Origin of the sequence: Sphingosinicella microcystinivorans (genome assembly GCF_027941835.1) — a bacterium.
In the GTDB taxonomy this organism is placed as follows: Bacteria; Pseudomonadota; Alphaproteobacteria; order Sphingomonadales; family Sphingomonadaceae; genus Sphingosinicella.
The window spans coordinates 1,375,010-1,388,962 of sequence record NZ_CP116005.1 but is presented as its reverse complement, the minus strand read 5'-3'; the positions used below and the strand labels follow the sequence as shown (position 1 = coordinate 1,388,962).

Here is a 13,953-nt window from a genome sequence, read left to right as displayed (position 1 = left end):
TCCCTATGATTTGGTGAGATAGATCAATTGAGCGCGGCGAGAGGCCCGGCCGCGCGGACGCGCATCTGAACGCATCCTGTGCGCATATGCGTCATCGGCATTTCGGAGATGTCGATAATCTCGACGGCGCCGGCCTGGGCACCGGCACGAACTGCGGCACTCACCGCCTCTTCCTTCGCCTGGGCAAGGGCGCCCTCGCGCCCCAACTTGTCCACATCGAACATCTTGTCGACGCGCCCACTGACGAGGGCGATCGCAGCCCCCACGGCATTGGCCACTTCCGCATGAGCCGGCCGCAGGACCTCCGACGCGCCCTTGATCGGGCGCGAAACCAAAATGCTTCCGCCACCGACCAGCACCAGCGGAAGCGGATGAGGACTTGTTTTCACTTGGTCGATGGCATCTTCGATCATCGTATGTATCACGCTCAGCGCGGCCTCGACAGTCGAGTCCGGCAGGTCGGACAGGGCCGCCGCGTCACCGATCCGGGCCTGTCCGGCGCGAACGGCGATGTCCGTCGCCGTGACAGTCGGTCCACCGAACACGCGGCCAAGCTCCTTGAGGCGATAGCCGACCGAGTCAGGCCCGAGGCTGACGCCGGCGTCGGAGATCCGAACGATGCTGCCACCGCCAAGGCCGATCGAAAGCGTGTCTGGCATACGGAAATTGGTGCGGACGCCGCCGATCAGATTGGCCGCCGTGGTTTCGCGGGGGAAGCCGCGCAGCAGGAATCCGATGTCGGTGGTGGTGCCGCCGATATCCGCGACGATCGCTTCATCGAGGCCGGTCAAAAAGGCCGCGCCCCTTATGCTGTTCGTCGGCCCGGCCGAGCAGGTCATGATGGGATAACGCTCGGCCATCTCGGTCGATATCAGCGTACCGTCATTCTGACTGATATAGATTGGAACATGGATGCCAAGATCGGCGAAGGCCTGAACCAGCGACCGGACGACCTTGACCGACAAGGCGCCGAGCGTGGCGTTGATGATCGTAGCATTTTCGCGATCCACCAGCCCGACTCCGCCAACCTGCGACGAAAGCGTTATTCGCGCGTCAGGCATTTCCGCTTGAATGACCGCAGCGGCCTCCTCCTCGATATCCGGCCTCAAGGGTGAGAAAATGGCAGATACGGCGACTGCTTCCAGACCCTTCTGGCGGGCGTCGCGCGCTGCTAGCCGGAGCGCTTCCCGATCGAGCGGCGCAAAGTCCTTGCCGGTGTAAAAGGCGCCGCCCCCAACCATGTAGATATGTGAGCCTACGGCGCGGGCGGCATCATCCGGCCATCCGGCCAGCGGCGGCACGCCGTCGGCCTTGGGAAGAGCCACTCGGAATATCGCCACCGGCGACAGGTCGCTTCGCTGGACGAACGCATTCACGAATTGCGTCGTTCCGATCATCACCGCTTCGATGTCCGATCCGCGATAGCCTCCTTGGGCGAGGATCTCAGTGACAACACTGATCACGCCGGACCTGACGTCAGAGGTGGTAAAGCTTTTGCCGGTGGCGACTACGTCCTTGCCGCACATCAATGCGGCATCCGTGTTGGTGCCGCCGACATCGATGCCGAGCCGGAGCTTGCGTTGAGACATGAGAACGGTTCCGATCCGTGATGGTTGAAATTGGGTAAATCGGCTTCCGGCTATCCGGTCACTTGCAAATTCCCGCGTGGAATTGCCGAGAGATCCTCGTACCCAGTCTCAGTGATGACGACCGGCTCCGCGGCGACTGCAAAACATTCGCCGACCGTGCCGAAGCCGAACACGCTGAGCGTCATGCCGGGCTGAAGCACATGCTGATCGCCGATCCGCAGCATGAGATCTTCATGCCATTGGTAACGAAAGCCTATGCCTATACTGTAGGCGGCATAGAAAGCTTCATGGGGCTGGATGTCGCGCTTCGCCATAACAGCGCGCGCTATATCCTCGGCGACGGCGCCAGGCTTCAACAGGTCGCGCGTAATGTCCATCGCTTCCCAAGCGCGCGCATAGGCGTCGGCGACATGCTGGGGGGCTTCGTCCCCGCAAAACATGGTTCGGCCGCCGACTGCGTGGTAGCGATTATAGCATCCTGCAGCCTCCACGAAGTAGGAATCCCCGGCGACAAGCCGGCGCCGCGAGGGGGGCAACCAATGCAATTTGGAAAGCGCGTTGGGCATGATGATGAGCGGTTGGGCGACGTCGTCGCCGCCCGCCGAATGGACAGCATACAAACCCTCGGCATTGACGTCGCTTTCCCGAACGCCCGGCTTCATCGCCGCCAACGCCGTTCCCATGAAAACGTCGTAGAGCTTACCCGCGGAACGCATCATATCGACTTCAGCGGGCGATTTCACGAAGCGAAGCTCGGGCACCAAGTCGGACGCATCGACGACTATGCCACCCCCTTTTTCGATCTCTTCGCGAATGAGGTGATAATTGTGAGCACTCAGTTGATGGCACCGAGTCTCGATCCCGATACGCTTGCCCGTCAGCAAACCCAGCTCTCCGAGCAATTTGACCGTTTGAAATGCATTGTCGTCGTGAAACGGCTCATCATAGCTTCTTATGTCTGGAAGCAAGGGGTTGCGGCTGACTGGCGGCACCAGAGTATTGCGCAGGAAGGCGGTGGGCGCTCCATCCGCGTCCGCAATAATCACCGCATAAGGCATGGTCGCGCCTGCCGACATGTCGTAGCCGTAAAGATAGAATTGGCTGTGGATCGAATAGACGAGCAGCACGTCCAGATTACGCGCGGCCATCGCCTTACGAAACCGCTCCCTTCGCGCCGCATATTCCGGAAGCGGGAAGGTGAGCGGCTCTGCCGGATCGAGGTCGGGAAGACCGAGATCCGTCTGGATGGCATATAGGCCGGGCCGACGATTGGGCGCAGTCATGCTAAACTCCTTCGATGGACGAACGCGACGCACGCGGCGGCGCCAGGAAAATGGACGGGCAAGAATCCGCTAAGGCTCGATGACGACATTCCCCATCACCGCCCGGCTTTCGAAAAGGTCGTGCGCCTTGGCGACGTCGGTTAGCGGGAACTTGGCGTAGATCTGCGGCGCGATCTTCTTCTCAGCCACCAGCTGGAGGAGCGCCTCCATAGACTGGGGGATGAGTTCCGGCTGCCAGTTCATCACAGTGAACAGGCTGAACGAGACGATAGACGTGCTGTGCTGTAGCCCGTGATTGTACCATTTGCGGAATATGTCGCCCTGGGGCAGGCCCTGCGCCTCGCCGTAGATCAATAATTTCCCGTAAGGCGCGAGCATGTCGATATCGTCGAGAACGCTTTCGCCGAGAATGGAATTGAAGATGATGTCGACGCCCTTGCCGCCGGTCAGTTTCCCGACTTGCTCGACGACATTTTCACGGTTCATGTCGATCGCATGCTCCGCCCCCTGCTCCAGCGCGAACCTGCATTTTTCGGGGCTGCTTGTGACTGCGATGATGCGAAGGCCCGCGAGCTTGCCGAGTTGGACGAGCGCGGTGCCAACGCCGCCGGCGGGCGCGTACATGATCACGACCTGGCCGGGCTTGTGGTCGATCGCCGTCTCGAGGACGTGATAGGCCGTCAGGTAAAAGTTCGGGATCAGGGTGGCGACGTCGAACGGGACTCCGTCCGGCATGCGGGCGACGTCGCCGACCGGACAGACGATATACTCCGCATTGGTGTTGATCGCGTTGCAGACGACGTTGCGGCCGATCCACGCCTGATCGACGCCGGCGCCAGCGCCTTCGACAATGCCACTGGCCTGGAACCCGAGGATGACGGGTGGCTTGGGGCCGTGGAAGCCTTCTTTGTCGTCATAGGCGCCTGATCGCACCTTCGTGTCACCGAAACCGACCGCGCTCGCCTTCACGCGTATGAGCAGTTCGCCCGCTTTGGGTGAGGGCTTCGGAACGTCCTGATATTCCAGAACTTCGGTTGTGCCATAAGCGGTTACCACCACTGCTTTCATCAACTTGTCCTTTTCGTTTCTATTCGTAATGGTTTCGGCCCGTTCCGATCAGTCAAGCGCGCAGTGGACCAGGGAATTGGCGGTGCTGATCGCGAGGTCTATCGGGTCGATGATCCGGACGCCGCGATGTCCCTCTTGCTCGAGTGACGCCTTAATTGAGGGGGCCATGCCGGACATCAAAGTACAGCCCAGAATGACTGCTTCGGCACCATCTTCGCTAATCGCCCGGCCAGCGGCTTCGACCGCTTTGCGTTTGACGAGATCGGGCTTGTCGGCGCCTTCGAGCACGGGCACGCCGATCACCTGTGCGGGGCCGATCTTGTGGTCGACATTGTAGCGCACGGCGAGCGCATGGAACTGGTCATAATGTTCGGCGAGCGGGCTGATGATCGAATATCTTCGACTCAGCATCGCGGCGAAATGCATGGCGGTCTGCGACGGACCTAGCACCGGGATCGTCACCGACTTGCGCACTTCGTCGAGCCCGGTATCGCCCATGCAATCGATCACAATCGCGTCGATGCCGCCGCGTTGGAGTTCCGGGGCAAGGCGAACCATCTCCTGCGTGGCGCCCAGGTCGTCGATGAAACCGTCCGGGGTCGGTCCGGTATGGTCGAGGTGGCGGACAATGATCGACACTCCCGGAGGCGCGAGCCCGCTGACGCTTTCAATCTTTCTCAGGCCCTCGATATTAATCGGAACCAGCAGGCAAATGTTCACGGTCATGATGGCCTCCGGCGCTGGGAAGTGAAGGACGGTGCGAGGCCCAGATCGAACGCCGTGCGGGTCAACACTTCGCAGCCATTCTCGGAGACGACGACATTGTCCTCGACTCCGAGCCAGCCATGGTCCGGAAGGATGATCGAAGGCTCCAGGGCTATGCACATGCCGGCTTCGAGCACGATCTTTTCGACCGTGCCTTCGGCGCCGATCATCGGATCCTCATGAAGGCCGGTGCCCAGCCCATGGCCGCCATAATCTGCCAGGAGGTGCCGGCCGGCAGAGCTTTCCTTCATGGCGTCGGCCATGGCGGCGTGAACGGCGACGTTCGTCGTGCCGGGACCGACGGCGGCGATCCCCGCCAAGATGGCCGCTTTGACTGCCTCGTAAGCGACGAGCACGTCTGGGTGGGGATTGCCAACCACGACGGTGCGGCCGAAGCAGCTATTATAGCCATGGGAGCAACAGCCGATGTCGATCCGCACTAGCTCGCCATTGCGAACTACCTTTTGTGATGGATTGGAATAAGGGGTGAGCGCGTGCATCCCCGACATGATCAAGGGTGTAAAACCAGGATTTTCCGCGCCATTGATGCGGAAGGAATATTCGATCGCAGCTGCGATGGCGCGTTCGTCGGCTCCGGCTCGGACCACGTCTATGCCGGCTTCGATGGCAATTTCGGAAAGAAGGCAGGCGCTCCTCAGGGCCTTGATCTCTTCCGCGTTCTTAACCATTCGCGCTTCGCGGAGCAGCTTGCCGGCATCGACCAAGCGGCAATTCGGCAGCTTCGCCGCAATTCCCTCCTTCAGCGCATAAGGCATTGTCGGGTCGACCGCGATCACAGCCTCATCCAATTTGAGATCACGGATTTTCGTCGCGAAGATATCGGGCCAGCTGCCGAGAACGAACGGCTGCATACCTTCGCCCGTGCCTTGGAAAGGAAGATCCGCAACATCGTTGAACCAGGGCGCGCGAGCCTGCATCTTGCTTCCGAAGCCTTCGAAGCCCAGAATTGCTGGAAGATCGGCGCCCCCGTGGAGTATTGCCGCATTGACCGACGCCATATAGAGCGAATGAATCATCGGCAGGCCGGTCAAATAACGAAAGCTGTCGGGCGAGATCACCACCAAGGCATCCATGCCATCGCGCGCCATCAGGCCCTTTACGCGCGCGGCGGTGAGTTCGATCATCGCTTTGTCGTCGATCACGTGCTCGTTTAAATCGGTGATTCTCATGGGAAGCGCTCCGCTATTGTCCGTTGGCAAAGGGCGCAGAAATCCCGACCCCCGCGACTGGCAGGGAGTGGGGCGGCCTTTGAATCGTCTCGAAAGCTGGGCTGGGGGGCTGGGGCACCGGGCCTTGCGGAAGATGCGGCGCCCCTCACTCAATATTTGAAGGTCAGGCTCACTTCGATCGTCCTTGGCGGATTGATATGTCCAAGACTTCCGAACGGTGAATAATCCGAAGCAGTGGTGTAATAGGCCTTTTTGGTCAGGTTCCGCCCCCAAAGTGTGAGCCGCCAGCGCTCGTCGACGCTCAGCAGGCTGATATTAGCCCCAAGCAGGCCATAAGCGCGTTGCCCGATGACTGGATCGTTGAACTGGGAGAAGAACACGTCGTCCTGCCATTTATAATCGACGTGCGCGGTGACCGTGCCGATACTGGCGAGTCCACGGCTATATTCGGCGGAAAGGCTATACATCCACTTTGGTGCACTGTTGAGGCGATTGCCGGAAACGTCGACCGGAATGCTCGGGGTGAGGCTGCGCGCCGTGATGAAATCGCCATAAGTGGCGTCGAGATAGGCAAGGGACCCCGACAGGATCAGCCCGGAAACGGGCACGATCTGGGTTTCGAGCTCGAATCCCTTGATCTTGGAGCTGGACGCATTGGCCAGAATAGTCGCCGGCGCCTGCCCCGGTAGATTCTCGAAAAGCTGGACCTGAAGATCCGTATAATCATAATAGAATCCGCTGGCGTTCACGCGCACCCTGCGGTCGGCAAATTCGGATTTCACCCCCGCTTCATAGGCCCACAGATTTTCGGGGCCGAAGGCGGGCTGGGCGGCCGACCAGTTGAAACCACCGCTCTTGAAGCCCTTGGACGCCGTAGCATAAATCAGCACATCGTCCGTGACGCGATAATCCAGCCCGATCTTGGGGGTCCAAGCCTCCCAGCTTTTCGAGCCGCTAAAAGTGAAGTCGCCAAAGCCGACATTCATGCCATTGGCGAGGATGACATTCGAAGACCGCATGGACTTCTTTTCGTAGCTGTAGCGAATGCCCGCGGTTGCCGACAGGCGGTCCGTAATCGCGTAGGTCGCCTGGCCGAAAGCAGCGTAGGCATTCGTCTTGGCGAGCGCGTGGCCGCTGGTCCTGAGATCCGACGTGCCGTAGAACAATGTGCCGGTCAGCGGCAGAAATGCGGCTATCTCCATCTCGTCTTTTTCGTGGAAATAGAAAAGACCGGTCATAAGTTGAAGCGCGCCGAGCCGGGCATTGAGCTGCAGTTCCTGGGTGAATTGGTCCTGCCGATCCGCGATCAGATCGGTCGAAAGCGCATACACTTCGGTCCAGTCGGACTCGGTATGGTCGATGGCGGAATCGGCGCCCCTAAAGGCCGTGATCGAAGTCAACGAGAGACGGTCCGCAATCTCATGCGTGAGCTTGGCGGAGAAACCATAGCCTTCATTGCTCACCTTTTGCGCCGCGTTCGGCACGTTCAGCGTCCAAGGATCGTCGATCCTCTGCGGTACCGGCACGCCCGGCGGGATCGGCACCGGATTGCCGAGCGGGTCCACGAAAAGGGGCTTCATCGCATTGCCCCGCGTCTTGTAATAATTATAGTCGCCGGTCAGAACCAAGTCCGTCCGGTCGCCGAGGGCGAAAAGCAAGGTGCCGCGCACCGCATAGCTATTTTCATTGTTAAGATCGCGCGACCCCGGCTCGGTATTGATATTGTTAACATAGCCGTCGCTTCTTGTATGGATTGCGGCGAGGCTGGCCATCACCTTATCCTGGACAATCGGACCACTGACGCTTCCCGAGAGCCGGAGGCGGTCATAGCTTCCATAGCCGGCGGTCAGTTTCAGCCCGAAGTTGTTCGTGGGTAGTTTGGAGATGATGTTGATCGTGCCCCCGGCCGAGTTGCGCCCGTAAAGCGTACCCTGCGGTCCGCGGAGCACTTCGATGCGATCGACGTCGACGAAATCCGTGAAGATCATCGTGGGCCGGGCCAGGTAGACGCCGTCAAGATGGACGGTTACGCTCGGGTCCGACCCGGTGAAGACGTTGTTGGTGCCTATCCCGCGAATATAGAGCTGGGCGTAGGATGCGTTGTTGGCAACGCTGAGGCCCGGCACCAGCGCGCCTATATCCTTTATGCTTTCCAGATTGGAGCGCTCGAGCGCTTCCGCCGCGAAAGCGGTGATCGAAATGGGCGTTTCCTGAAGCCGGGTCACGCCAGTCTTGGTGGCGGTGACGACAATCTCTTCCAGCCCGCCTTTCTCGACGCTGGGCGACGATTTCGAGTCATTCTCGGCCTGGGCGGCCGTCTCGCTCGAAACTTCCTGGGCCTGGACGACACTTGGATGGGCGAGGCCCAGAACCAAGGCGAGAGCGGAGCAGGCGGAGCGTGTCCAACAGGGCGACGACCATGCTCCAGCATGAGCGCCGTGGACTGGATCGGACGGGGCGCTTGATAATGAGTTCAAGATCGTTCTCCCAAATGTCATGAGACTGGGCAGGAACCGGGCGGTCCTAATTCCCTGTCCGCGACGAGGCTGGTGACCCTCGCGTCTGAAATGGAATGTGCGCTCGGAGAGTGGGCCGCACTATTGGCCAAAAAGGGTGGGGCGCTTTTAGCTGAATCGAGAAAAAGGGTGGGGTCGGGCGGCTGGGCCACCTCAAACTGGCCGCCACACGGATCCGAGGCGTTAGTCGATGGAGGGGACCGCTTTCGAACCTCCGCCCGAAGCGATGGGCAGTCCGCCGCGCTGCCGTGCCACAGCAATGGCTTCGGACCGGGACCGAACGCCCAATTTATCGAATACGTTGCGACGATGATACTTGATCGTGTTCATGCCCAGATTGAGGTCATAGGCCATTTCCTTGGTCGAATAGCCGGCAACCAACAGGGCCAATATTTGCGTCTCGCGCGCCGTCAGCGGCACTCGGGGACGGTTATCATCATCCCTGAGCCGCGCCACATAGGTCCTCACAACCGGTGATGCCCGCCTGCTGGCATCAAAAAGCCCAAGCAGCCTTTTCATCGGCTCGCCTTCGTCCAGCAACGTCCTGAGGAAACCCAAAGGTGCCGCGCGATCGAGACAGGATTCGAGGCTGGCCATCGCCATGGCGCGCCGACCCGCCAAGTCCTGGGCCATGGCTTGCAGCAGATCGAGCTTGATCAAAGTGCGAACATGCCGCTCGCGTTCCGCCTGGGCGCGCAACCGCTGCAGCAAGGAGAGCGCCAGATCGGGATTGCCTTTGGCTATTTCGAGCCTGGCCAGGGCGGTGAAGACGGCCTCCTGCAGGCGCCAGCTAACCATATCCGCACTGCCGGAGAGTCCCGGAGCAGGGATAGCGTCGAGCCTTTCCGCGAATTTGTCGGCCAAATCGATCTGGCCGGCCAGCGTCAGTTCCCGCACGCGCTGGGCCACGACGAACTGCGGCAGCCGCGCAAAGCCGCCACGCTTGGCAAGCTCCTCCGCGCGATCGAGGACGGCCATCGCCGCGCCGATGTCATGCCTGGCGTGCGCGAGAGACGCAGCGGTCCCGTAACCGGCCGCAAATACGTCGAACCAGCCTCCGATCCGCTCCAACGAAGGAAGTGACTGCTCGAGAAAGGCTTGCGCTTCCAGAAGATTATCCCGCTCATAGGCGGTTTCGGCGAGCAAAGTCTGCAGCGTTCCGACTAGATCGTCGTCCATCCGGAACGACGCATGAAGACGCTGGTAGACGTCGCGATAGGCCGTGTCGGCTTCGTCGAGGTTACCCTGGCCGAGATGGGCCTGCGCCATGTGCATTCCGACAAAAAGCTCCGAATAAGCATTGCCGGCAACGCGCACATGCTGTTCCGCGCGCGCGCCTACGGCCAGGCACTCCGTGAACCTGCCCGTGGTGACGTAAAGAGCACATAATTGGTTGCCGAGGATGCCCGCAATCAGGTCCTTCGAGGCACCGATCTTCTCCACCGCCCTTTCCAGGTCGCGAAGCACGACCGCGTCGTGAAGGCGGTCTTCGAAGGCGAAGAGCAGGAATTTGACGGCGATGAGCTCATCCCCAAGCTCCTGCAAGGCTGGGGAACCTTCGATCTCGACCTGAAGCGCCTGGAGCTTAGCGCGCGCCTCGATTTGGCCACCGGCCTTTCCGCTCAGCAATATGTGGGCGAGCCAAGCCCTGGGATAAAGCTTCAGGACATCATCGGGTATCTTCGCGAAAGCATGCCTCAACCGACCCGCATAACCGTTGATCGCCAGCCGCCATCCCCCTGCGCGGTCAATGATGCTCGCACAATTATCGGCGTCATTGGCGTTGAGGGCGTGATGAATGGCCCCGGTAATGTCACCCTGCTGCAGGAACCATTCTGCCGCCTTGCGATGAATCGCCTCGACGCTTCCGTGGCCGTTTCTCCGAAGCTTGCGCTGCAGAAAGTCCGAAAAGAGCTGGTGGTAGCGGGCCCACTCACGATCCTTGTCCAGGAAGAAGATGAACAAGTTGCGGCACTCCAATTCCTCAATGATACGCCAGCTCTCCGTGAAGTCGCAAATCTCGTTGCAGAGGTCTCCGTTGAACCGTTCGAGGACGGACGTCTTGACGAGGAAATCCTGAATGGTGGCCGGCAAATGTCGGTACACCTGTTCGGCTAGATAATCGGCTACCTCTGCCGACTGCCCGGAATAGTCGTCGAGCCGCGATGGATCGAAGGAAACGTTGGTGAGCCAAGCCGAAGCCAACTGGATTCCCATCACCCAACCTTCGGTGAGCAGGAATAACCTCTCGACCTGAACGTCGGACAGGCATGCCGCATTTTGTTTCTGCTGCTGGCCGTTCACCAGAGCTCCGGTCTCTTCCAGCGCGAATTGGAGATGGCTTGAGCCAATGTCGAGCAAGCCACCGTTCGTACGGCATGACGTCCATTCGAAACCCGGCGTTTCCCGGGATGACACGATAAGGTGCACGTTGGCCGAAAGGTGCCGAATGAAGAAGCCGAATTGGGAATCGACCTCCGCCGATTGCACCCGGTGATAATCGTCCAGGATCAAGACGATGTCCCGATCGGTCGCGGCTAGCTGGTTGAGCAGCGACGATAGGATCGATCGATCCGGCGGGGTATTGGCATCATCGATCGCTACCGGCGAAGGTATGCCCTCCAATATTCCCGCCCGGACGAGCGCCCCGGACAGGTAGGCGAGAAACTGTCCGCCCTTCCCGTCCTCCTCGTCCAGCGTCAGCCAGCAGACCGCAATTCCCTCCTCGCTCAGCCTCGCATAAAATTGCTGGAGCAAGGTCGTCTTGCCAAACCCAGCCGGAGCGCGGACCAGTGTTAGGCGGACGCCTAGGGCGGCATTCAATTTTTCCAACAAGGCCGAGCGCTTGACCAAATGACCGGCAGAGGCTGACGGCTTCAACTTGCTGGCGATCAGCCAGGCTGGGTCCTTGGGAGCGCTCCGGTCCGATTTTGAGGTCAATTATCCGAGACCCTGCTCAAATGGATCCCGAAGAAGCATTCAAATTCTGGTCCATCCGGCATTCTCCAGGGTGTCCGTCGTCAGAACATTTGGCGCAACTCGCGGCGTAAATTATCGGAGTGCGAGCCTCGTCTTGGGGTTGATATTAGGCGGCGAGCTTTCGGTGTGTCAAACGGCGTTCAAAAGGGACCCCCGATCGGCGTCGAAGAGGGACCCCCTTTTCGGATAATATGATGCTGGTTTGTTGAAGATGGCCTTGCGCTGCGTGCGGCGGAGGGCGGGCGTAGCCCGACCGGAGGCGCGCGCAGCGCAAGATAGATTTTTGAAGGCGCCGAAGGTGGCTGTCAGCTGCGGTTTTTGAAGCGCCAGCTGTCGTTGCCCGTCTCGACGATATCGCAGTGGTGGGTGACGCGGTCGAGCAGCGCCGTGGTCATCTTGGGATCGCCGAACACGGTCGGCCATTCGCCGAAGGCGAGGTTCGTGGTGATGATGACGCTGGTCCGCTCATAAAGCTTGCTGATGAGGTGGAACAGCAACTGCCCTCCCGAGCGGGCGAACGGCAGATAACCGAGCTCGTCGAGCACGATCAGGTCGAGCCGCGACAGCTGCGCCGCCAGGGTCCCGCCTTTGCCGATCCGGGTCTCCTCTTCGAGGCGTGTCACCAGATCGACGGTGTTGAAGTAGCGGGCGCGAGCGCCCCTTCGCACGACATTGGCGGTGATCGCGATGGCGAGGTGGGTCTTGCCTGTCCCCGTGCCGCCGACCAGCACGATATTGCGGCGAGGCGGGAGGAAGGAGCCATCGTGAAGGGAGCGGATCATCTCCTCATTGATCGGTGTGCCCTCGAAGCTGAACCGCTCCAGGTCCTTCACCACGGGCAGCCTCGCAGCCGTCATCCGATAGCGGATGGAGGCTGCATCCCGGTGGGTCGCCTCAGCACGGAGCAGGTCGGTCAGTATCTCCATGGTGGTGCGCTTGCGCTGGAGGCCGGTGGTGACCGCCTCGTCGAACGCCGCCGCCATGCCCTTGAGTCCGAGGCCGCGCATCGTGTCGATCATATCATGCCGCTGCATCATAGCCTCGCAGCAGATCATAGCGGGCACAGTCGGCGAGCGGAGGATGCTGCAGCATCCGGTCTTCCGAAGTGACGATGCTGTGGGGTGTCGCCGGCTCGCGGCGCCGGGAGAGGATGTTGAGGATCAGCTCGTCGCTGGCCGTTCCGTTCGCCAACGCTTCGCGCACGGCAGCCTCTACCGGCTCCAGGCCATCGGTGAGCACCGCCGAGAGGACCCGCACGAACCTGCGATCGGCCTCGTCCCCGGTGCCGAGCCTTCGCCGTAATCGGTGCAGGGCGGGCGGCAGATCCCAGTCCTGGAACGGTGCGCCGTTACGCAGCGCGCCGGGCTTGTGCGCGAGGACCGGCAGATAATGCCAGGGATCGTATATCGTGCGGTTCCGACCGAAGTGGCGCTCATGCTCCCCGACGATCGCATCGCCGCAGCGTATGACGATGCGATCGGCATAGGAGCGCACCTGAACGGTCCGGCGTGCGGCCGTCGACATGACCGAGTAGCGGTTGCGATCGAAGCTGATGAGGCAGGTGCCGGTGACGGCATGCTCGCTCTCATGGAAGCCGTCGAACGGTGCCAGGATCGGCTGCAGGGCCGGTCGCTCCATATCCAGCGCCTCGGCGACGGTAATATCCCCGCGTTCGGGATGGGCATGATGCTCGGCCCAGCGCCGGCACTCGGCCTCCAGCCACCCGTTGAGCTCGGCCAGGCTGGCGAACCGGAGTCGCGGCTGGAAGAAGCGGCCTCGGATCGTCTGGACCTGCTGCTCGACCTGGCCCTTCTCCCATCCCGCCGCCGGCGAGCAGGCGGTCGGCTCGACCATGTAATGATCGGTCATGATCAGGAAGCGGCGGTTGAACACACGCTCCTTGCCGGTGAACACGGCCGTCACCGCCGTCTTCATATTATCGTAGATACCGCGTCGCGGCACACCGCCGAAGAACGCGAACGCCCGGGCATGGGCATCGAACAGCATCTCCTGGCCCTCGCGCGGATAGGCTCGGACATAGGGTGCGCGCGAGTCGCAGAGACGCATATGCGCCACCTTCACCCGCATCGGCTTGCCGGCGATCTCCACATCCTCGTGGCTCCAGTCGAACTGGTAGGCCTCACCCGGCTGGAAGGTCATCGGGATGAACGCCGGTGCGCCTTCGCCAGCATCCTTCCGCCGCGCAGCACGCCAGCGCGCCGCATAGCGGCGCACCGCATCATAGGATCCATCGAACCCCTCGCGCACCAGCAGGTCATGGATACGCGTCATCCGTAGCCGATCGCGGCGGCCGCGACCTTCGTTCTCCTCAAGCAGCGCATCGAGACGATCCTGATAAGGACCGATCCGCGGCAGCGGCTGGACTTTGCGCTGATAGTTGAACGCCGCCTCCGGCGACCGGATCGCTTTGCGGACGACCTTCCGCGACAAACGAAGGTCACGAGCGATCGCCTTGATCGCCTTACCCGCTGCATGCTCACGCCGAATCCGAACCACTGTCTCCACGATCAACATCCCGTTCTCGCCAACTGATCAAAACCAG

General features: G+C 60.9%; 9 protein-coding genes. All 9 read right to left on the bottom strand.

Annotated features, from left to right (window positions below; translation table 11 throughout):
• Positions 1–23: 23 nt before the first annotated feature.
• The 9 genes from PE061_RS06710 to istA all read right to left on the bottom strand — a co-directional run bounded on the left by PE061_RS06710 (position 24) and on the right by istA (position 13,925).
• Positions 24–1,589, bottom strand: coding sequence for a hydantoinase/oxoprolinase family protein (locus tag PE061_RS06710; RefSeq protein WP_271258334.1), 1,566 nt, complete (start codon positions 1,587–1,589; stop codon positions 24–26).
• 50 nt (positions 1,590–1,639) lie between these two features.
• A complete protein-coding gene (locus tag PE061_RS06705) occupies positions 1,640–2,872 on the bottom strand; it encodes a M24 family metallopeptidase (RefSeq protein ID WP_271258333.1) in 1,233 nt (410 codons plus the stop codon).
• A 69-nt stretch (positions 2,873–2,941) separates the two neighbouring features.
• A complete protein-coding gene (locus tag PE061_RS06700) occupies positions 2,942–3,940 on the bottom strand; it encodes a quinone oxidoreductase family protein (protein WP_271258332.1) in 999 nt (332 codons plus the stop codon).
• Positions 3,941–3,988: 48 nt separating this feature from the next.
• Positions 3,989–4,666, bottom strand: a complete 678-nt coding sequence (locus tag PE061_RS06695; RefSeq protein ID WP_271258331.1) for an aspartate/glutamate racemase family protein — start codon at positions 4,664–4,666, stop codon at positions 3,989–3,991.
• The gene (locus PE061_RS06690; RefSeq protein WP_271258330.1) at positions 4,663–5,895 is read right to left on the bottom strand and encodes a M24 family metallopeptidase; all 1,233 of its coding nucleotides are present in this window, start codon (positions 5,893–5,895) and stop codon (positions 4,663–4,665) included. Before PE061_RS06690 ends, PE061_RS06695 begins: the two co-directional genes overlap by 4 nt.
• Positions 5,896–6,044: 149 nt before the next feature.
• The gene (locus tag PE061_RS06685) at positions 6,045–8,270 is read right to left on the bottom strand and encodes a TonB-dependent receptor (protein ID WP_271258329.1); all 2,226 of its coding nucleotides are present in this window, start codon (positions 8,268–8,270) and stop codon (positions 6,045–6,047) included.
• A 324-nt stretch (positions 8,271–8,594) separates the two neighbouring features.
• Positions 8,595–11,351, bottom strand: a complete 2,757-nt coding sequence (locus PE061_RS06680; RefSeq protein ID WP_271258328.1) for a LuxR C-terminal-related transcriptional regulator — start codon at positions 11,349–11,351, stop codon at positions 8,595–8,597.
• 344 nt (positions 11,352–11,695) lie between these two features.
• Positions 11,696–12,424 carry an IS21-like element helper ATPase IstB gene (istB, locus tag PE061_RS06675; RefSeq protein ID WP_031304487.1) on the bottom strand — a complete coding sequence of 243 codons (729 nt, stop codon included), beginning with the start codon at positions 12,422–12,424 and terminating at the stop codon, positions 11,696–11,698.
• Positions 12,411–13,925 carry an IS21 family transposase gene (gene istA / locus PE061_RS06670; protein ID WP_021238707.1) on the bottom strand — a complete coding sequence of 505 codons (1,515 nt, stop codon included), beginning with the start codon at positions 13,923–13,925 and terminating at the stop codon, positions 12,411–12,413. The genes istB and istA overlap by 14 nt, the downstream gene beginning before the upstream one ends.
• Positions 13,926–13,953 lie beyond the last annotated feature (28 nt).